The 19565-nt window shown below is 66.5% G+C and carries 17 protein-coding genes; 13 read left to right on the forward strand and 4 right to left on the reverse strand.

Going from position 1 to position 19565, the window contains the following annotated elements; all coding sequences use genetic code 11:
- Window positions 1–79: 79 nt before the first annotated feature.
- On the forward strand, window positions 80–415 hold the full coding sequence (locus tag KKR91_RS05225; protein WP_210230419.1) for a DUF6457 domain-containing protein: 336 nt from the start codon (window positions 80–82) through the stop codon (window positions 413–415).
- A 20-nt stretch (window positions 416–435) separates the two neighbouring features.
- On the opposite strand, the gene KKR91_RS05230 is transcribed toward KKR91_RS05225, so the two are convergent.
- The gene (locus tag KKR91_RS05230) at window positions 436–2778 is read right to left on the reverse strand and encodes an FdhF/YdeP family oxidoreductase (RefSeq protein WP_210230420.1); all 2343 of its coding nucleotides are present in this window, start codon (window positions 2776–2778) and stop codon (window positions 436–438) included.
- Window positions 2779–3011: 233 nt separating this feature from the next.
- Here KKR91_RS05230 and ligA point away from each other — a divergent pair, with 233 nt between their 5' ends.
- Together ligA and KKR91_RS05240 are read left to right on the forward strand one after the other, a co-directional pair.
- On the forward strand, window positions 3012–5252 hold the full coding sequence (ligA, locus tag KKR91_RS05235; protein ID WP_210230423.1) for an NAD-dependent DNA ligase LigA: 2241 nt from the start codon (window positions 3012–3014) through the stop codon (window positions 5250–5252).
- Window positions 5249–6055 carry an inositol monophosphatase family protein gene (locus KKR91_RS05240; RefSeq protein ID WP_210230424.1) on the forward strand — a complete coding sequence of 269 codons (807 nt, stop codon included), beginning with the start codon at window positions 5249–5251 and terminating at the stop codon, window positions 6053–6055. Before ligA ends, KKR91_RS05240 begins: the two co-directional genes overlap by 4 nt.
- A 36-nt stretch (window positions 6056–6091) precedes the next feature.
- Here KKR91_RS05240 and KKR91_RS05245 read toward each other — a convergent pair whose 3' ends face one another.
- Complete coding sequence (locus KKR91_RS05245) at window positions 6092–6850, reverse strand: class I SAM-dependent methyltransferase (protein ID WP_210230426.1); 759 nt, start codon at window positions 6848–6850, stop codon at window positions 6092–6094.
- Window positions 6851–7039: 189 nt separating this feature from the next.
- Between KKR91_RS05245 and KKR91_RS05250 the strand changes: the two genes are divergently transcribed.
- The 9 genes from KKR91_RS05250 to KKR91_RS05290 all read left to right on the forward strand — a co-directional run bounded on the left by KKR91_RS05250 (window position 7040) and on the right by KKR91_RS05290 (window position 16354).
- Complete coding sequence (locus KKR91_RS05250) at window positions 7040–7486, forward strand: TraR/DksA family transcriptional regulator (protein WP_210230428.1); 447 nt, start codon at window positions 7040–7042, stop codon at window positions 7484–7486.
- A gap of 133 nt (window positions 7487–7619) precedes the next feature.
- Window positions 7620–8114, forward strand: a complete 495-nt coding sequence (locus tag KKR91_RS05255) for a GNAT family N-acetyltransferase (protein ID WP_210230430.1) — start codon at window positions 7620–7622, stop codon at window positions 8112–8114.
- Window positions 8115–8724: 610 nt separating this feature from the next.
- On the forward strand, window positions 8725–9021 hold the full coding sequence (gene gatC, locus KKR91_RS05260) for an Asp-tRNA(Asn)/Glu-tRNA(Gln) amidotransferase subunit GatC (protein ID WP_210230431.1): 297 nt from the start codon (window positions 8725–8727) through the stop codon (window positions 9019–9021).
- 8 nt (window positions 9022–9029) lie between these two features.
- Window positions 9030–10532 carry an Asp-tRNA(Asn)/Glu-tRNA(Gln) amidotransferase subunit GatA gene (gene gatA, locus KKR91_RS05265; protein ID WP_210230433.1) on the forward strand — a complete coding sequence of 501 codons (1503 nt, stop codon included), beginning with the start codon at window positions 9030–9032 and terminating at the stop codon, window positions 10530–10532.
- On the forward strand, window positions 10533–12050 hold the full coding sequence (gene gatB / locus KKR91_RS05270) for an Asp-tRNA(Asn)/Glu-tRNA(Gln) amidotransferase subunit GatB (RefSeq protein WP_210230435.1): 1518 nt from the start codon (window positions 10533–10535) through the stop codon (window positions 12048–12050).
- Window positions 12051–12142: 92 nt separating this feature from the next.
- Window positions 12143–13045 (forward strand): aminoglycoside phosphotransferase family protein, encoded by a 903-nt coding sequence (locus KKR91_RS05275; RefSeq protein WP_210230437.1) that lies wholly within the window; start codon window positions 12143–12145, stop codon window positions 13043–13045.
- Between the two features lie 62 nt (window positions 13046–13107).
- A complete protein-coding gene (locus tag KKR91_RS05280; RefSeq protein WP_210230439.1) occupies window positions 13108–14202 on the forward strand; it encodes an NAD(P)/FAD-dependent oxidoreductase in 1095 nt (364 codons plus the stop codon).
- Between the two features lie 150 nt (window positions 14203–14352).
- Entirely contained in the window at window positions 14353–15336 is a 984-nt protein-coding gene (locus KKR91_RS05285) for a hypothetical protein (protein ID WP_210230441.1), read from the forward strand.
- 472 nt (window positions 15337–15808) lie between these two features.
- On the forward strand, window positions 15809–16354 hold the full coding sequence (locus KKR91_RS05290; RefSeq protein ID WP_210230443.1) for a hypothetical protein: 546 nt from the start codon (window positions 15809–15811) through the stop codon (window positions 16352–16354).
- Window positions 16355–16383: 29 nt separating this feature from the next.
- Here KKR91_RS05290 and KKR91_RS05295 read toward each other — a convergent pair whose 3' ends face one another.
- Window positions 16384–16701, reverse strand: a complete 318-nt coding sequence (locus KKR91_RS05295) for an acylphosphatase (RefSeq protein WP_210230445.1) — start codon at window positions 16699–16701, stop codon at window positions 16384–16386.
- 4 nt (window positions 16702–16705) lie between these two features.
- Complete coding sequence (hutH, locus tag KKR91_RS05300) at window positions 16706–18280, reverse strand: histidine ammonia-lyase (protein ID WP_210230447.1); 1575 nt, start codon at window positions 18278–18280, stop codon at window positions 16706–16708.
- Window positions 18281–18417: 137 nt separating this feature from the next.
- Here hutH and KKR91_RS05305 point away from each other — a divergent pair, with 137 nt between their 5' ends.
- Window positions 18418–19236, forward strand: coding sequence for an IclR family transcriptional regulator (locus tag KKR91_RS05305; RefSeq protein ID WP_210230449.1), 819 nt, complete (start codon window positions 18418–18420; stop codon window positions 19234–19236).
- The last annotated feature ends 329 nt before the right edge of the window (window positions 19237–19565 follow it).

The following is a 19565-nucleotide window of genomic DNA, read 5'->3' on the forward strand; positions in this document are numbered from 1 at the left end:
GGACGCCGCTGAGGGGCCCTACGTTGTGCAATGCCCCTCCCGGTGCTTTCCTTGAGCACAACGATCAGAAGGAGCAGCCATGACTACCAATCCCGATGCCCAGGAGCGCGCGCTTAGCGACTGGAGCCGTTTGCTGACGCAGGCCCTGCAGATCCTGGACCTGGAGGTGGACCAAAAAATGCTCGTGGAACTGGGACGCCGGTCAGAGCAAACGGTGGGTGGCGATGCTGGCCTGGTCAGCGCTTTCGTGGTCGGGTATGCGGCCGGGCTGTCCAAGACGAGCGGACGGAAATCCGCGGCGGAGGCGGTGCAGAGCGCCGCGGACACCGCCTTCCAGCTGGCCGAAACCGGGCTCGACGGTCCCGGGAGCCGGCAGCAGTCGGAAGAGCCCGGTTGGAAGGACTCCGCGCAGTAAGGCCGCGCAGTAAGGCAGCCCTAGGCCGGAGCCCGCGTCGTGAAGTCCTCCGCCTGCTCCCGGGCGGTGTCGAGGTTGGGCTCCACCCGGACGAGGACGGTCTTGGATACCGGGGTGTTGCTGCCCTCGGCAACACGGTCCAGGGGAACCAGGACGTTGGCCTCCGGATAGTAGGCCGCCACGCAGCCCTTGGGAGTGGGGTAGGAGACCACCCGGTATCTCGGCAGTACCCGCCGGACGCTGTCGTGGTGGACGCCGTGGATATCCACGTACTGCCCGTCCACCAGGCCCAGTTCAGCGATGTCGCCGGCGTTCATGAACAGGACGTGCCGCCCGCCGCGGATTCCCCGGTAGCGGTCGTTATGCCCGTAGATGGTGGTGTTCCACTGGTCATGGGAGCGCAGCGTCTGCAGGATCAGCGTGCCTTCGGGGCGTTCCACGGCTTCCAGATCGTTGACCGTCAGAACCGCTTTCCCGGTGGGGGTGTTGAAGGTGCGGGAATCACGCGGCCCGTTGGGCAGGACAAACCCGCCTTCATGCCGGATTCTCTCGTTGTAGTTGTCGCAGCCTTCCACCACCGCCGCGATGTGGTCGCGGATCAGGTCGTAGTTTTTTTCGTATCCGGCCCAATCGGCGTCGATCCGGTCGCCGACCACGAGGGCTCCGAGCCGGGAGACAATGGCAGGCTCCGAGAGCAGGTTCGGGGCGACCGGCGTCAGGTTTCCCCGGGAGGCGTGGACCACGCACACCGTGTCTTCCACCGACACGAACTGCGGTCCGCTTTCCTGGACGTCCAACTCGGTGCGGCCCTTGGTAGGCAGGATCAGTGCCTCCTGCCCGGTAATCAGGTGGGAGCGGTTCAGCTTGATGGAAATCTGTACCGTCATGTCGGTCTTCTGCATCGCCTCCTCGGCGAAGCGGGTGTCGGAGATCGCCGAGATGAGGTTTCCGCCCAGCGCCACGAAGACCTTGACGCGCCCGTCGTGCATTCCGTAGAAGGTCTCCACGGCGTCAAGGCCGTGGTCCCGCGGCGGATCGAAGTTGAACTCCTTGCCCAGGGCGTCGAGGAAAGCGGGCGGCATCTGCTCCCAGATGCCCATGGTGCGGTCGCCCTGGACATTGCTGTGTCCGCGGATGGGTGCCGCTCCGGCGCCGGGCTTGCCGATGTTGCCGCGCAGCAGCAGCAGATTGATCATTTCCTTGATCGTGGGCACGGCCTTCTTCTGCTGGGTGATGCCCATGGCCCAGGTGATGATGACCTTCTCGGCCCTCAGATAGCGTTCTGCCAGTTCGTCGACCTCAGCGATCGGCAGCCCGGTGGCCGCCTCCACGGTCTGGTCGTCCAGGTGCATCAGGTGATCTTTGAGGTCTGCCAGACCCTCGCAGTGCCGTTCCAGGAAGTCGTGGTCCAGCACGGTCCCCGGGTTCCGGTCCTCCGCTTCAAGGACCCGCTTGGAGATGGCCTGGAGCAGGGCCATGTCCCCGCCGAGGCGGATCTGCAGGAATTGGTCCGCCAGTTCCGTGCCCTTGCCGGCGACCCCGCGCACTTTCTGGGGGTTCTTATAGCGCTTCAGGCCGGCTTCCGGAAGCGGATTAACCGCCACGATGCTGCCGCCGCTGCGCTTGCACCCTTCCAGCGCCGTGAGCATCCGGGGATGGTTGGTGCCCGGATTCTGGCCCATCAGGATGATCAGGTCCGCCTTGCCGAAATCGTCATAGGTCACGGTGGCCTTGCCGATACCGATGGTCTGGCCCATAGCCCAGCCGGAGGATTCGTGGCACATATTGGAGCAGTCGGGAAGGTTGTTCGTGCCGAAGCCGCGCACCAGGAGCTGGTACAGGAAGGCTGCCTCGTTCGAGGTGCGGCCACTGGTGTAGAAGGCCGCTTCATGGGGCGACTCAAGGCTGTTGAGCTTGTCCGCCACGATCCGGAATGCCTCATCCCAGCTGACCGGGTGGTAATGGTCCGCGCCGGCGGGCTTATAGACCGGTTCCGTCAGCCTGCCCTGCATGCCGAGCCAGTATTCGGTGCGGTTCTGGAGCTCACTGATGCTGTGCTCTGCCCAGAACTCCGAGGGGATCACTACCGGAGACGCCTCCCACGTGACGGCCTTGACGCCTTCCTCGCAGTATTCGAATTTGCTCCGGTGGTTCGGATCCGGCCAGGCGCAGCTGGGACAGTCGAACCCGTCCTTCTGGTTCATCTTGAAGGTGGCGTCCAGCGCCCTCTTGGCGCCCATGTGTTCAATGGCAGGCTTCATCGAGTGCACGACGGCGGGTACCCCGGCTGCCCAGTCCTTGGGCGGCTTTACCTCGATGTCTTTTTCGTCCACTTCGTTCACGCGGGGTTCTTTCCGGACCACGGCATACTTCCCTTCGTCAACGGCCGCCGGGCAGCGGAGGTCCCACCTGCTGACCCGCGCCGCCATTCCTAGGTTCAGGCCTAGCAGGTGAGGCACCCCTAGGCAAGCATTTGTCGTGCAGCTGTGCGGCACGGGGACCCGGTCCGGCGGCAGCCCGACTGCAGGCCGTGCAGATCCGCAGCCACCATGCCGGGACTGCCGCAGTGGGGGAGGAATGGGGCAAGATTGGTTAGGTGAGCATAGCGAAGACAACCCCGGATACATCCGCCCCGGCCGCCGCCGTCGATTCCCTGAGCACGGAGACGCCGCCCAGCGGAGACCTGCGCGAGGAATACCAGAGCCTGGCGGACCAGGTACGGAAGTACCGCTTCGCGTACTACAACGAAGACGCCCCGCTGGTCTCGGATGCCGAATTCGACGAGCTCTACCGCCGGCTGGAAGAGCTCGAGGCGCTGCACCCCGAGCTGGTCACCAACGACTCACCCACCCAGGAAGTCGGCGGCGAAATCTCCGCAGCCTTTACCCCGGTGGAACACCTGCAGCGGATGTACAGCCTGGAGGACGTCTTCTCCCTGGATGAACTCGACGCCTGGGTCCGCCGGGCCGAAGCCTCGGTGGCCAACATTGCGCCGGGGGAGAAGATCAAGTGGCTCACCGAGCTGAAGATTGACGGCCTGGCCGTGAACCTGCTCTACCGCAACGGCGAGCTGGTCCGGGCTGCCACCCGCGGCGACGGCACCACCGGTGAGGACATCACCCACAACGTCCTGACCATCAAGTCCATCCCGCGGTCCCTCAAGGGAACCGACATTCCCGCGGAAATGGAGATCCGCGGTGAAGTCTTTATCCCCTCCAAGGAGTTCGCCCACCTGAACGAGACCATGGTCGAAGCGGGTAAGGCGCCCTTCGCCAACCCGCGCAACGCCGCAGCCGGCTCACTGCGGCAGAAGGATCCCGAGGTCACCGCCCAGCGGCCGCTCAGCATGTACGTGCACGGCATCGGCGCCCGCGAGGGCCTGAGCGCAACCAGCCAGTCCGAGACCTATGAACTGCTCAAGGCCTGGGGCCTGCCGACGTCGCCCTACTACAAGGTCCTGGACAGCTACGAGCAGGTCCTGGACTTCATCGCCGTCAACGGCGAACACCGCCATGACCTCTCGCACGAGATCGACGGCATTGTCGTCAAGGTCGACGACTTCGGACTGCAGCGCGCCCTGGGCCACACCTCCCGGGTGCCGCGCTGGTCGGTCGCCTACAAGTATCCGCCGGAGGAAGTAAACACCAAGCTCCTGGATATCCGGGTCAACGTGGGCCGCACCGGCCGCGTCACCCCGTACGGAATCATGACCCCGGTGTCCGTCTCGGGTTCCACCGTGGAGATGGCCACCCTGCACAACCAGGACGTGGTCAAGGCCAAGGGCGTGAAGATCGGCGACATTGTGGTGCTGCGCAAGGCCGGTGACGTGATTCCGGAAATCGTGGGCCCCGTCGTCGCGCTCCGCGACGCGCAGGTCCCTCCGGTCCGCGACTTCGTGATGCCCACCCACTGCCCCTCCTGCGGCACCGAACTGAAGCCGGCCAAGGAGGGCGACGTCGACATCCGTTGCCCCAATGCCAAGTCCTGCCCCTCGCAGCTGCGTGAGCGCGTGTTCCACCTGGCCGGCCGCGGCGCCTTCGATATCGAAGCCCTCGGCTGGGAGGCAGCGATTGCCCTGACCCAGCCCGCGGAACCCGCCGTTCCGCCGCTGACCAGCGAGGCCGGGCTGTTCGACCTGAGCGTCGAAGATCTGGCTGATGTCCGGATCGAGCGCCCCAAGCGGGTCAAAGGCGTCGTGGACGGCACCGAACTGGTGCCGTACTTCTACTCCAAGGGCACCATCAAGAAGCCCTCCGAACCCACCGCGACCACACGCAAGCTCTTCACTGAGCTGGAAAAAGCCAAGACCCAGCCGCTGTGGCGCGTGCTGGTGGCCTTGTCCATCCGGCATGTCGGCCCCACGGCGGCCCGCGCGCTCGCCACCGCGTTCGGCTCAATGGACGCCATCCGCGCCGCCACCGAAGAGCAGATGGCGCATGTCGACGGCGTCGGCCCCACCATCGCCGCGGCCCTGACCGAGTGGTTCGCGGAGGACTGGCACCGCGAGATCGTGGACCGCTGGGCTGCGGCCGGCGTCCGGATGGCCGATGAACGCGACGAAACCGTGCCGCGCACCCTCGAGGGCCTGACGATCGTGGTCACCGGCACCCTGCCGACCTTCAGCCGCGACGAGGCCAAGGAAGCCATCATCACCCGCGGCGGCAAAGCGTCGGGCTCAGTGTCCAAAAAGACCGACTACCTGGTCGCGGGGGAGAACGCCGGCACGAAGCTGGACAAGGCCGAATCCCTGGGCGTGCCCGTGTTGGATGAGGACGGTTTCCGCCTGCTGCTCGACGGCCGGTTGCAGGAGAACCGGCCGGAGGCGGGCACAGCATGACGCCGCTGCCCGAGCCTGCAGCCGTCCCGGTGGGTGATCCGCTGGAGCTGCTCGATGTCGCCCGGGAGGCGGCCGCGGCCGGGGCAGCGGTGCTGGTGCGGCGTACGTCCGAGGGGCTTAACGCGGTCAACAAGAGTGCCGACGGCGATTGGGTGACGGCCTTCGATACCGCCGCCGAGCAGGCGGTCCGGGAAGTGCTGGCACGCCGCCGGCCGCAGGACACGGTCACGGGCGAGGAACTCGAAGACAGTGTTCCGGTCCACGCCTCGGGCATCCGCTGGTCCATCGACCCGCTGGACGGCACCACGAATTTCATCCGCAACATTGTCTATTACGCGACGTCGGTGGCGGCAGTGAACGACGACGGCGTCTGGCTGGCCGGCGTCGTCCACGCCCCGGCGCTGGTGCGCGTGTATTCGGCCGCCCGCGGCCACGGCGCCTGGCTGGCCGAGCACGGCAGCGTCCGGCAGCTTCACGGACCGGACCCGGAGCGGGTAGGCAAGTTGCTGGGCACCGGATTCTCCTACGACGCAGCGGTCCGCGAGGAGCAGTATGCGGCGCTGGGGGAGCTGGCCGCAGGCTTCGCCGATGTCCGCCGGCTGGGATCGGCGGCCCTGGATCTGTGTCTGGTGGCAGACGGCACCCTGGACGCCTATTCGGAGTGGGGCCTGAACGAGTACGACTACGCCGCCGGTGCCCTGATCGCCGAGGAGGCCGGCGTGCCGGTGCGGCGGCCGGGGACACCGGGCAGCGAGGCGGAACGGCTGCGGGCGGTTACGGCAGCAGGATCCACCGTCATCTGAGGCCGGGCACTATGATTGCCGGCCCGTTGGCTCCGATCAGGCCACCGGGGTACGGGCGGCGACGATGATCTCGCGGCTCTCAGCTGGATCCAGCGGCCCGCCGTTCCAATCGCCGTACCAGTCGACGTCGCTGAAGCCGGCCCGTGCCATCAGTTCCGCCAGCACATGCGCCGGCGTGAACTTCAGTGTGCTTCGGCTCGCGAAGCGCTTGCCGTCGGCCAGGAACCGGGTGCGGTCCTCCCACGTGACCAGGACGCCGTCGGGCTGTTCCATCGTCGAGATCAGCTCCCATTCCTCCTCCAGCGGCCCGGCAGATGATTCCCGCAGCTCCGGGCCGGTGCTGGAGGAATCCCACTCCAGCCACGCCCTGGCCGCCGGGTTCCGGCTCTCGAAACAGAACGTCCCGCCCGGTGTCAGCCGGGACCGGATGGCCGTGAGGGTTTCAAGGATTTCCGCTTCGGTGAGCAGGCACTGGAAGGCATGGCCGGTCATGACTGCTGCGTCGAACGGTCCCGCCGGCAGGTCCACGGCGGTGCCGGACAGCCAGGTCACCAGCTGGCCGCCGGCGCGTTTCCGGGCAACGGCCAGCATTCCGTCCGCCGGATCAATGCCGGTGACCGTGTGTCCTGCCTGAGCCAGCCGGACGGCGAAGCTGCCGGTGCCGCAACCGACGTCGGCCACGCGCTTCGGTTCCGGGCCGATCAGGGCCGCGTGGAAATCGGTGTCCCAACTGCCGGCATTGTCCTCGTCGTACAGGGCCACCAGCCGCGGCTCGTTGTAATGCGTGTCAACCACGAAGTTCCCCTAATTCATCCAGCCGCTAACGGGTGGCGGCTCTTTTCCGCAATGCTAGCCCAGCTGCACGGGCACGGTTTTCCGGGATTAAGCCCTGAGGAAAGCGGCCTCCTGGCGCCGGGTGTTTGAGCAGGTGGCGGCGGATAATTGAGGAACTTAACCAACGCTGCAACGCACCGGGAGGCACACATGACCCGTCGAGCAACCGCCGCACCGCGGAGCACATCCTCAACCGCGGGCACCCCGCTTCCGCCGGCACAGCAGGCCACTCCAAACGACCTCGACACGGCATTCTTTGCCGGGCTGCTGGATGAGCGGATCGGACAGGCCCGCGAGAAAATCGCCGTCCTGCTCGCAGATATCCGTGAAGTCACGCTCGCAGCCAAGGACACTCCCGCGGACGATGAACACGACCCGGAAGGTTCCACCGTCTCGGTGGAGCGGAACAACGAAATGGCGCTGCTCGCGGCCGCCGAGGAGTCGCTGGTCGAACTGCTCGATGCCCAGGTCCGGTTGGAGGACGGCCGCTACGGGGTGTGTGGGAACTGCGGCAATCCCATTCCCGCCGAGCGGCTCGAGATCCGGCCCGAAGCGCGGTTCTGCGTCGCCTGCGCCGCAGCCGCACGCCGCCGGTAAGCCGGGAGTGCGCGCTTTCTCGTGGCCTGTTCTGGTGCTTCCGTGCCCCGGGTCACCCCTGGCGTCCAGGGTCGGATCGCCGGGATAGAATCTACGTTGGAAATCAACACCCACGTAAGGATTCGTAACACGCATGAGCATCACCGTTCGGCAGGCCACCGAGGCAGACTTTGACGATATTCGCCGGATTACCCGTGATGCGTACCTGAGCGCCGGATTCATCGACGCCGACAATCCTTACGTCAAGGAACTTGAGAACGTTGAAGACCGGGCCAAGAACGCTGTGGTCTGGGTGGCCGAACTGGACGGAAAGGTAGCTGGCTCCACGGCCATCACCTTCGCCGGCCAGCCGTACACCGACATCGCGATCGAGGGTGAGCTGGAATTCCGTATGCTCGCCGTCGACCCCCAGCTGCAGCGCGGCGGCGTCGGCCGTGCCATGGTGGCCGCCATCATCGAGCACGCCCGGAGCCTGGACGGCATCCACACCGTCAGCCTCACGAGCATGACGCCGATGACCAACGCCCACGCCCTGTACAAGTCCATGGGCTTCAAGCGTGTTCCCGAGCGCGACTGGTACGTGCCCAACGAGGACATCATCCTCTGGGTCTTCTGCCTGGAGCTCTAGCCCTCTGTCAGCGGGCGTCATGGCCTGGGACTGGCGGCGCGTTGTCCGGCTGAGCCCGTGCCATGGCATCCTCGAGTGTGCAGATGTGGCGTCTTCATGGGCCGCGCCGCCTCTCGAGAGCGCAGCTATGGTGGCTTTCGCTCGCTCTGTCCCGCCATAGCTGCACCCTCGCGGGGTCTATCCCGCCGGAGCTGTACTCTCGGCAGTCGGTGCGCCCCGGCGGTGTGCCCAGGTGGCCTGGCCGGCGTCCATAGTGCAGATAACGGGCTTCAGCGTGATCCTTAGTTCAGATCAGGGGATCAAATCCTCAAAACGGCCCTTTTGGCCCGGTGATCTGCACGATAGATACCGGGAAAGCCCCGTGATCTGCACAATAGATGTACGGAAGCCCCTGATCTGCACTATGGATGCCGCGAACGGGCCCGTCGTCGGAGGCACCCAGGCACGGGTTCCCACTGTAGGAACACTTCCGGGGCCGGTGGGGTCCCGGAAGGCAGCATCCGCCACAAAGAGTGGGAACCAGTGCAGGGTCGCCACGGAAAACGGCCCCACCAAACGCCGTAGACTGGAACGGATACCTTTTTATCCGTAAAAGACGCATGGGAGACTCATGTCTGAGATCAATCGTGAGGCTGTGGCGCACCTGGCGCATCTGGCCCACATTGAGATGACCGAGGATGAACTGGCCAAAATGGCCGGTGAACTGGATGTCATTGTTGATTCGATCAAATCCGTAAGCGAAGTTGCCGGTGAGGACATCCCGGCTACCTCCCACCCGATCCCGCTGGTCAATGTGTTCCGCGAGGATGTTGTGGGGCAGACGCTGACCAATGAAGAAGCGCTCTCCGGTGCACCCGATAATGCTGCCGGCCGCTTCAAGGTCCCTGCCATCCTGGATGAGGAGTAAAGACTTCCATGAATGAACTGATTACTTCGAGCGCTGCCGTCCTGGCAGAGAAGCTCGCGGCCGGCGAGGTATCCGCCGTCGAAGTCACCCAGGCACACCTGGACCGGATCTCCGAGGTCGACGGCGCCGTCAACGCCTTCCTCCACGTGAACACCGACGAAGCGCTGCAGGTTGCGGCCGACGTCGACAAGGCCCGCGCCGCCGGCGAAACGCTGCACACCCTCGCCGGTGTGCCGATCGCCATCAAGGACCTCATCGTCACCAAGGGCCAGCCCACCACGGCCGGCTCCAAGATGCTTGAGGGCTGGATGAGCCCGTACGACGCCACCGTCATTACCCGCATCCGCGCCGCGCGCATGCCGATGCTCGGCAAGACCAACCTGGACGAATTCGCCATGGGCTCCTCCACAGAGCACTCCGCGTTCGGCCCCACCCGCAACCCGTGGGACCTGGACCGCATTCCCGGCGGCTCCGGCGGCGGTTCGGCTGCTGCAGTGGCTGCCTTCGAGGCTCCGCTGGCACTTGGCACGGACACCGGCGGTTCCATCCGCCAGCCCGCTGCCGTCACCGGTTCGGTCGGCGTGAAGCCCACCTACGGCGGCGTCTCCCGCTACGGCGCCATTGCCATGGCCTCCTCCCTGGACCAGATCGGCCCGGTATCCCGGACCGTGCTGGACGCCGCCCTGCTGCAGGAAGTCATCGGCGGCCACGACCCCCGCGACTCCACCTCGCTGCCCGATCCCGTGGGCAACCTCGTGGAGGCTGCCCGCAACGGCAGCGTCGCCGGCATGCGGATCGGCGTTATCAAGGAACTGCAGGGCGAAGGCTATGAAGCCGGCGTCCTGGCCCGTTTCCAGGAGAGCCTTGAGCTCCTCAAGGACGCCGGTGCGGAAATCGTTGAGGTCTCGTGCCCCAACTTCCAGTACGCCCTGGGTGCCTACTACCTGATCATGCCCTCCGAGGCCTCCTCGAACCTGGCAAAGTACGACGGCGTGCGGTACGGCCTGCGTGCCCTGCCAGCCGACGGTCCCATGACGATTGAACGCGTCATGGGTGCCACCCGCGCCGCCGGGTTCGGCGATGAGGTCAAGCGCCGCATCATCCTGGGCACCTACGCCCTGTCCGCCGGCTACTACGACGCCTACTACGGCTCGGCCCAGAAGGTCCGCACCCTGATCCAGCGCGACTTCAACGCCGCGTTTGCCCAGGCCGACGTCCTGATCTCCCCGACCTCGCCGAACACCGCGTTCAAGCTTGGCGAGAAGCTGGACGATCCGCTGGCCATGTACCTGAACGACGTCGCCACCATCCCGGCGAACCTGGCCGGCGTGCCCGGCATTTCCATCCCCGGCGGCCTCGCCGACGGACTGCCCGTCGGCATCCAGTTCCTGGCCCCGGTCCGCGAAGACGCCCGGCTGTACCGCGCCGGCGCCGCCCTGGAAGGCCTGCTGGAACAGAAGTGGGGCGGCCCGCTGCTGGCCTCCGCACCCGTACTCGGAGGAGTGAAGTAAATGTCTGTGTACATCCAGGACGACACCCTGTCCTTCGACGAGGCCATCGAAAAGTACGACCCGGTGCTCGGCTTTGAGGTCCATGTGGAGCTCAACACCAACACCAAGATGTTCTCCGACGCCCCCAACGTGTTCGGCGACGAGCCCAACACCAACGTCACCCCGGTCTGCCTGGGCATGCCCGGCGTGCTGCCGGTAGTGAACAAGACCGCGGTGGAATACTCGATCCTGATCGGCCTGGCGCTGAACTGCAAGATCGCCCCGACCTGCACCTTCGCCCGGAAGCAGTACTTCTACCCGGACACGCCCAAGAACTTCCAGACCTCGCAGTACGAAGATCCGATTGCGTACGACGGCTACCTGGACATCGAGCTCGAAGACGGCACCGTGTTCCGCGTCGAGATCGAGCGCGCCCACATGGAAGAAGACGCCGGCAAGCTGACCCACATGGGCGGCTCCACCGGACGCATCCAGGGCGCCGATTTCTCGCTGGTGGACTACAACCGTTCCGGCGTCCCGCTGGTCGAGATTGTCACCAAGCCGATCGAGGGCGCCGGTGCCCGTGCACCCGAACTGGCCAAGGCCTACGTGGCCGCGGTCCGCGAGATCGTCAAGAACCTCGGCGTGTCCGACGCCAAGATGGAACGCGGCAATGTGCGCTGCGACGCCAACGTTTCGCTGCGCCCGTACGGCCAGGAAAAGTTCGGCACGCGTTCGGAAACCAAGAACGTGAACTCGCTGCGCGCCGTCGAACGCGCCGTGCGCTTCGAGATCCAGCGCCACGCGGCCGTCCTGGAATCCGGTGCCTCGATCGTCCAGGAAACACGCCACTGGCACGAGGACACGCGCTCGACGACGTCGGGCCGGCCCAAGTCCGACGCCGACGACTACCGCTACTTCCCGGAGCCTGACCTGGTCCCCATGGTCACCACCAAGGAATGGATCGAAGAGCTGCGTTCCCGCCTGCCTGAGCCGCCCGCCGAGCGCCGCAAGCGCCTGCAGGCCGACTGGGGCTACTCGGATGCCGAGTTCCGCGACGTCGTCAACGCCGGCGTCATGGACTCCATTGAGGAGACCATCGCCGCCGGAGCCTCCGCACAGGTGGCCCGCAAGTGGTGGATGGGCGAGGTCTCCCGCCGCGCCAAGGAAGCCGAAGTCGATCCGACCGAGGTCGGCGTGACGCCCGAGCTCATCGTCGAACTGGACCGTCTGATCCAGGCAGGCAAGATCAACGACAAGCTGGCCCGCCAGGTCCTCGACGGCGTCCTCGCCGGCGAAGGCACCCCGGAGGAAGTCATCGAAGCCCGCGGCCTGGCCGTGGTCTCCGACGACGGCCCCCTGCTCGAAGCCATCGACGCCGCCCTGGCCGCCTCACCGGACATCGCGGACAAAATCCGCGGCGGCAAGGTGCAGGCCGTCGGCGCAATTGTCGGCGGGGTCATGAAGGCCACCCGCGGACAGGCCGACGCCGGCCGCGTGCGCGAGCTGATCCTCGAACGCCTCGGCGTGCAGGGCTGACGTGCCTTAGAACCAAGCAGTACACAACGACGGCCCCGGGATCTCCCGGGGCCGTCGTTTTACCCGCCCGCGGCGGACGGTAGGGTTCAGTCATGGCCAACCACCCTCCCGCAGAGATTTTCGTGGATACCGATCTGGTGCGCCGCCTGCTGCAGGAGCAGCACCCTGAGCTGGCGGACCTGCCGCTGCAGCCGGTGGCCAACGGCTGGGACAACTACATTTTTCGGCTCGGCACCCACTATGCCGTCCGGTTGCCGCGCAGGCGGGCGGCAGCCGCGCTGACCGCCAATGAACAGACCTGGCTGCCGGGGCTGACTGCGGACCTGCCGGTCGCGACGTCGGGCCCGCTTTTCGCCGGCGCACCCTCCGATGCCTTCCCCTGGCCATGGAACGTGACAGCCTGGTTCCCCGGGGTTGAAGTGTCGCTGCAGCCGCGGGACCGCAACGTCATCCTGGCCGGGCCGCTGGCCGGATTCCTGAATGCCTTCCACCGTCCGGCCCCTGAAGGCTTTCCGGTGAACCCGGTGCGTGGCGTCCCGCTCGCCCAGCGCAATGAGGCGGTTATGGAACGCCTCGACAGCGGCATGGTCCCGCACGCTGCCCGCATCCGCGAGCTCTGGCAGGCGAGCCTCCAGCTGGAGCTATGGCCCGGGCCGCCGCTGTGGCTGCACGGCGACCTGCATCCGGCCAATCTGGTCGGCACTGCCGAAGGCGAACTGCAGGCCGTGATCGACTTTGGCGACCTGACCGCCGGTGACCCGGCTACCGACCTCGCCGCCGCGTGGCTGGTGTTCGACCAGCACGGACGCACGGAGTTCCGGGAGGCGCTGGGGAACCAGTACGACGCCGATCCGGATGTGTGGGGGAGAGCGCAGGGCTGGGCGGTTTACATGGCCTCGGCCCTGCTGGCCAACTCCGACGATCATCCGGGCATGTATCTGCTGGGATCCGAAACCCTGATGGAAATCCTGACCGAGGGCCCCGGCTGGCCCTAACGGCTGCGCACGCCGACCCTGGGCACGCACCGACCACAGACCCTGCCCGAGGAGGCACACAGATGGAATGCGACATCCTGATCATCGGCGGCGGCATCGCCGGGCTCTCCCTGGGCTCGGCCCTTGCCGGCCGGGCCGCGGTGGTTGTGGTGGAGGCCGAGGCATCCCTGGGCTTCCACACTTCCTCCCGCTCCGCCCGCCAGCTCATCCCGAGTTACGGCCCGGCGGTGGTGCAGGATCTGACCGTCCGCACGCTGGCGATGATCCGGGCCCTGGAAGTTGACCTGCCCGAACCCATCCTCACCCCGCGCAGCTTCCTGCTCGTGGGCAGCGAGGAATCCGTGCGGGACCGCGCCAGCGGCCACATGCATCCCGTTACGGCCGGCGAGGTGCAGGGCCTGGCTCCGGAGCTTAAGCCCGGAGCCTTTGCCGCCGCCGGCCTGGACACCACGTCCGTGGCCTGCAATACCGATGCCCTGATGAAGTACCACCGGCGGCGGGTCCTGGACCATGGCGGGCAGATCCTCACCGGTCATCCGGTCCGGAGCGCGGCGTTTGAAGCCGGGGACGACGGCGGCAGCTCCGGCCTTTGGATCACGGCGGCAGGGGAGAGGAGCATCCGCTCGCGCCTGGTCGTGGATGCCGCCGGCGCCTGGGCCGATCAGCTCGCCGCCGTGTACGGAGCCCGGCCGCGCGGGCTGCAGCCCTACCGGAGGACGGCCGCCGTCGTCGACGTCCAACACCCGCTGGAAGAGGGCGCGCCCATGGTGGCGGACGCGGACGAGTCCTTCTACTACCGCCCCGAAGGCAACCAGGTGCTGATCTCCCCGTCAGAGAGCGTGCCCAGCGATCCGATGGACGCCCAGCCGCACGCCGGGGACATTGACGCGCTGGTCCGGCTGATCAATTCCGTCACCACGCTGGGCATCACGGCGGTGTCCCGGTCCTGGACGGGGCTGCGCACTGAAGCCGGTGACGGACTTCCGGTGGTGGGGTACGACGACGTCGTTCCCGGCTTCTTTTGGCTCGCCGGCCAGGGCGGTTACGGGTTCCAAACCTCGTCCGGAATTGCGGAACTTGCGGCATCCCAGCTCATGGGTGAAAACGTGAATACGGCGGCCGCAAAGGCGCTCAATCCGGCCCGGAAGACACTGTGACCAAAGTCTCATACCTCCTGCATAACGAATCGGTCCAACTCAGCGCTTATGGTCTTTTTTCCCGGCCGCGATGCCTAAAGTTGAAGGACAAAGCCACGTAGGCTTTCTCTTCTTTTAGATCCACCTTTTTTGCCTGAAAGGTCTGTCCCAGTGCCAGATATTTTGCCGCCACAGCTGGTTGGCGTGCAGCAGCGTCCCCTCTATGTAAAAGTCCGAACGACCGCCACCGTGGTGGCCAGTATTTGGATGGTCCTGGCAATCACGGGGTTCGGTTTCTTTTCCGGCGGGACAACTTCTCTGGCTCTTTCACTCGTGCTGCTCTACGGAACGGGTGTCGCGCTGATCGTGGTCATTTGCGCCGTGTACCGGCTCGTAAACCGGTCCGCAGTGAAGCGTGCCGAGGTGGCTCCGGAGGACACCAAGGCGATTGTCTTCGTGGACACCGCACGTTCGGCCACGGAAGAGCTGCTGGCGGCGCTTCGCCCGGCGGCTGCCACCGGACGGCCGCAGTACGCACCTGCCAGCCCGCGCACCGTACGGCCTGCCGTCTCATCGGAAACGGCAGCCGCAGTTGCGGCCTCCGCGCCGGCGGCAAAGCAACCCGCGGCCGGCCAGGCCAAGACCACTGCGAAAGCATCCCCGAAGTCTGCGCTCAGCAAGGCGGTGCCGAACAAGTCGGGCAAGTCGGCAGCAGCCAAGGCAGCAAAGGCAGCCAAGGCAGCCAAGGCGGCCAAGGCGGCGCCGGGCAAGTCCGCGCCCGCCAAGTCCGTCAAGGGAGCACCTGCCAAAGCGGTAGCTGCCAAGTCCGCGCCCGCCAAGGGGGCCAAGAGCCCGGCGAAGATCCCTCCGGCCAAGACCAGCCAGGCCAAGGGCCGCCCCGGAAACAACAACGGCGCCAAGTCCGCGCCCGCCAAGCGCACCGGCAGCTCCGCCGAACGGAGCCCGGGCAAGAAGCAGCCCAGCGCTGCGAAGGACTCCGGTCCCGGATCCGGCGGGCCGGCGGTCAGCGCACAGCACACCGTGCGCAGCCTCTCCGCCAAGAACGCCCGCCCCGTATTGGTGCTGGCATCGAGCAACTCCGTCCCGCAGCCTTCCCGGCAGCACATCCCGGAGAGCAGCAAGCGCGCTTCCTAGTCCGGGAGCCGAACGTTCAGGCAGTTGCCAGCTTACCTACAGTTCCCGCCCAGCCAGGGGGATTATCGTAGTTAATACCTCATAAGGGTGCGAGTGATGAATGGATAGCGTAGTGACCTATCCAGACGCCGGCAGACTAGGGTTGTTCCCCCAACCAGCCCATAGTCTGCCGGCGTTTCTCTTTGTCCAAAACGCCTCCGGCGCCCCTCATCTTCAGGGCACCCTCATCCGTACCGTACCGGCGCTGTTACTTCATGGACAGGCCCCGCAGGGGACACACCGTTCTTTCGTGGGACGGATGTGCCGCCGCCACCCATGCGGATTTTGCAGTCTAATCCCGAGATACTCGTTGACGGCCCAGCTAGACTGACCCGAAATTCACCGTCCCGGTTCCTCATTCGCTGGCAGCAACCGCGGGCAGGGGAGAGGGTCCGGAATGCTGAGCATCCATATAGAGGGGGCAGTTCGTGGCATGAGGGAATGGATCTGGCGCCACAGGGCCGTAGTGTTTCCGCTGGCCGCCCTGCTGGCAACTGCAGCAGTACTGCTGATTCTCCGCGCCAACGGAACCCCCTGGCAGATGGCCGTCTTCTTCACGCTGTTCAATTCTCTGTGGTGGTTCGGGCTGCTCTACCTGTACCTAAGGCGGGACCAAACACGCAAGAGCGCGCTGGAAAAGCAGGGCACCCTCGTCTACCTCCGTTACCCCGGTTCACAGCCGGGATCACTGCAGGACCGGTGGGCCGGAGGGATCGCCGCCAGCCGCCCCGGAAAGATCTTGTTCCAAGAGGTCATGTCCGGCACCGATGTCACGTTGGGATCGCCCACAGAGATAGACGTCCTCGACCGTGCCGGACCTCCCCGGCCCGTCACCGGTGACGTGGCGCATCAGCTGCCACCGGGGCTGAAAGTGCTGACATTTGCGATGGTGCACGGAACCGTGGAGATCGCCGCAGAACCTTTGGCCCTGGCCACGCTGGAACAACATGTGCTCCAAAGCGGCCCGATGGCGTCCTAGCGGGCAGGTATTTACCCGTGCATGGCCTGCTAGTCCGTCCGGAAATCCGGAAACTCACCGGTGGCCGCGGACAGCGACTCCTCCACGCCGGTGACGGTTCCCGGTGCGGCCGGAGACCGGAGCCACTGCAACAGTCCGGCAATCTCCGCGGGTCCGCCTTCAGCCACCACGTGCACGGACCCGTCGCTGCTGTTCGAAACGACGCCGGTGAGTCCGAGCCGGTTGGCCTGTTGCAGGGTTCGGTAACGGAAGCCGACGGCCTGCACCTCGCCGGTGATGCGGGCGGTCAGGCGCCGGCCCGGCAGGGGAGGGTGAGCGGCTGGACCAGCTGAATCCGAAGGCGTCATGGGCCTAGACTAGCGGCCGGTCCAGCGCCGAGTCAGCCGCAGCCAGCAGGGAACCGTCAGCAACCAGCAGACGCGCGGATTCAATCTCGGGGGCCAGATAGCGGTCCGGACCCGGGCCGTCGACGGCGGCGCGCATCGCCGTCCGCACCGCTGTGACAGCCGGGGCGCTGCGGGAGGTGACGACGCCGCCGTCGCGCATGTCCAGCGCACGGGCCGAGGTCAGCAGCTCGATCGCCAGCACGCGCGTCAGCCCGTCGATCGCGCGGCGCAGCTTCAGGCCTGCCGCCCAACCCATCGAGACGTGGTCCTCCTGCATGGCCGAGGACGGAATGGAATCGACCGACGCCGGCACGGCCAGCCGCTTGAGCTCGGAGACGATGCCGGCCTGGGTGTACTGGGCAATCATGTGCCCGGAGTCCACGCCCGGATCAAACGCCAGGAAGGCGTTGAGGCCGTGGCTGCGGTTGCGGTCCAGGAAGCGGTCCGTGCGCCGTTCGCTCATGGAGGCGACGTCGGCGACGGCGATGGCCAGGAAATCCAGCACGTAGCCGACCGGAGCGCCGTGGAAGTTGCCGTTGGACTCCAGCCGGCCGTCCAGGGTCACCACGGGATTGTCGATCGCCGAGGCCCGCTCACACTCCGCGACCATCTCGGCATGGGCGAGCGTGGACCGGGCAGCGCCGTGCACCTGCGGGGCGCAACGCAGCGAATATGCATCCTGTACCCGGGTGAAACCGCCGGTTTTCTGTTCTTCAATCAGGGAAGAACCGGCCAGGACCGCGCGGATGTTCGCCGCCGACTCACCCTGTCCGGGCTGCGGCCGAAGGGCCTGCAGATCGGCAGCGAAGACCGCGTCGGAACCCAGCAGCCCTTCCACGCTCATGGCGGCCGCAACGTCGGCGGTGGAGAGCAAAAGGTGCAGGTCGGCGATGGCCAGGGTCAGCATGCCCAGCATCCCGTCCGTGCCATTGATCAGGGCCAGGCCTTCCTTCTCCTGCAGCTCCACCGGCTCCAGCCCCGCAGCAGACAGGGCCTCGCCCGCCGGCACCTTGGCGCCGTCGGCCGTACGCACCTCGCCCTCGCCCATCAAAGCCAGCGCGCAGTGCGAAAGGGGTGCCAGATCGCCGGAGCAGCCCAGCGAACCGTACTCGCCAACCACGGGGGTGATGCCGGCGTTCAGCAGCCCGGCATAGGCCTGGGCGACGACGGGACGGACGCCGGTACGGCCGGTGGCGAGCGTGGAAAGCCGGTTCAGCATCAGGGCGCGGATCACTTCACGGTCCACCTCGGCGCCCGATGACGCCGCGTGGCTGCGGATCAGCGAGCGCTGCAGCTGCCGGCGCTGCTGGGGAACGATCTGTTTGGTGGCCAGCGCGCCGAAGCCGGTGGAGACACCGTAGTGGGGCTTCTCGTCCGCGGCGAGTTCCTCGATGACGGCGCGGGAGGACAGCATGGCGGTGATCGAGGCGGGGGACAGCAGGACGGCCGCCCCGTGCCGTGCGACGGCGACAATGTCCCCTGCGGCCAGCGGGCCGGTCCCCAGTTCCACGGATGTGCCGGTGTTCAGTAGCGTTTTCATCTCTCCCCATCGTTGCGGAGATCTGTCTCCGAAGTATCTGGCGTTGCACTCTCTATCAGAGCACCTGTTGCCTGCCGGGCCTACGAGGCCGGATGATTCCGTTTCTGGGATCCCAGACACTGCCCTAGACTCTGGGCATGCCAGCCTCCTATTCGCGGGTGCAGGTCCCCGCCGCCGCGCAGGTCCTGTCCATCCTGCGCTATCTCGGCACGCAGGCCGGACCGGTAGGTGCCACCGCCGTCGCCCGGGACCTGATGCTCCCGAGGTCCACCACCTATCACCTGCTGGCTGCCCTGGTCGCCGACGGCTTTGCCGTGCATCTGCCGGAGGAACGCAAATACGCGCTGGGGGCAACGGCCCACGAGCTGGGCACCGGGTACGCCCGGCAGGCGCCGCTGCAGCGGATCGGCCGGTTTCCCCTGCGCAAGCTCGTGGCCCGGACCCGGCTGACCGGGCATCTGGCCGTGCTGCAGGGAACCGACGTCATCTATGTAATCGAGGAACGCGCCCCTAATCAGCTGCCCCTGGTGACCGACGCCGGGATCCGGCTTCCGGCGCACCGCACCGCCAGCGGGCGGGCCATGCTGGCGCAAATGACCGACGCTCAGTTGCGCGCGCTCTACCCGGAGCCCGAGACCGTGCGCTCCGTCCGCGCAGGCGGCCAGGCGTTGACCGCGCTGCTCCACCAGATCCGGGACCGCGGCTATGCCTGGGAGGAAAACGAGGTCACCGAGGGTTTCTCCTCCATTGCCGTACCGGTGCTGGACCGCACGGGACACGCCGTCGCCAGCGTCACGCTGACCGCGCCGAACGCTTCACCTGTTGATTCGGGGGGACTGCGGGGGATCGACGATCTGGCGGCGCAGTGGCTGCCAGACGTGTCCAAGTGTGCGGCGGAAATCTCCCGCCGGCTCGGGGGCCAGTCCGGGACGTGGCAGGGAGCGCAGCAGGGCTAGGACGGACGGTCCCCGTTCCACTCAAAGGGCTGTGCAATTATCGATCCATGTCCGAAACCGCAGATCAGCCAGTTGCAGTCCGCGCGAGGGCCCATATTGGAACCTCCAAGTGGCTGCACCGCCCGGTGCGCCTGGTTTGCTACGACGCACGCTGGGCGGATGGGCACGTGAAATTCGACGTGGACATCTACAAAGAGGGTCTCCGGGGACGGCACACAACGGATAAGGATGACATCTTCCAGAGCATGCACGCCACCTGCCCTGAGGTCGGAACCGGCCAGTGGGTGCACATATCGTATGGCGTGATCGATGAATCCTCCGGGCCTGAA

Source organism: Arthrobacter jiangjiafuii (assembly GCF_018622995.1).
GTDB classification, from domain to species: domain Bacteria; phylum Actinomycetota; class Actinomycetes; order Actinomycetales; family Micrococcaceae; genus Arthrobacter_B; species Arthrobacter_B jiangjiafuii.

Excerpts from the sequence above, each read along its gene's own strand:
- KKR91_RS05250 (WP_210230428.1), top strand. The coding sequence starts at position 7,040 with ATGACCCGTCGAGCAACCGCCGCACCGCGGAGCACATCCTCAACCGCG.
- KKR91_RS05225 (WP_210230419.1), top strand. The coding sequence starts at position 80 with ATGACTACCAATCCCGATGCCCAGGAGCGCGCGCTTAGCGACTGGAGC.
- hutH (WP_210230447.1), bottom strand. The coding sequence starts at position 18,280 with ATGAAAACGCTACTGAACACCGGCACATCCGTGGAACTGGGGACCGGC.
- KKR91_RS05280 (WP_210230439.1), top strand. The coding sequence starts at position 13,108 with ATGGAATGCGACATCCTGATCATCGGCGGCGGCATCGCCGGGCTCTCC.
- KKR91_RS05290 (WP_210230443.1), top strand. The coding sequence starts at position 15,809 with ATGAGGGAATGGATCTGGCGCCACAGGGCCGTAGTGTTTCCGCTGGCC.
- KKR91_RS05305 (WP_210230449.1), top strand. The coding sequence starts at position 18,418 with ATGCCAGCCTCCTATTCGCGGGTGCAGGTCCCCGCCGCCGCGCAGGTC.
- KKR91_RS05240 (WP_210230424.1), top strand. The coding sequence starts at position 5,249 with ATGACGCCGCTGCCCGAGCCTGCAGCCGTCCCGGTGGGTGATCCGCTG.
- KKR91_RS05275 (WP_210230437.1), top strand. The coding sequence starts at position 12,143 with ATGGCCAACCACCCTCCCGCAGAGATTTTCGTGGATACCGATCTGGTG.
- gatB (WP_210230435.1), top strand. The coding sequence starts at position 10,533 with ATGTCTGTGTACATCCAGGACGACACCCTGTCCTTCGACGAGGCCATC.
- KKR91_RS05255 (WP_210230430.1), top strand. The coding sequence starts at position 7,620 with ATGAGCATCACCGTTCGGCAGGCCACCGAGGCAGACTTTGACGATATT.
- KKR91_RS05295 (WP_210230445.1), bottom strand. The coding sequence starts at position 16,701 with ATGACGCCTTCGGATTCAGCTGGTCCAGCCGCTCACCCTCCCCTGCCG.
- gatA (WP_210230433.1), top strand. The coding sequence starts at position 9,030 with ATGAATGAACTGATTACTTCGAGCGCTGCCGTCCTGGCAGAGAAGCTC.
- gatC (WP_210230431.1), top strand. The coding sequence starts at position 8,725 with ATGTCTGAGATCAATCGTGAGGCTGTGGCGCACCTGGCGCATCTGGCC.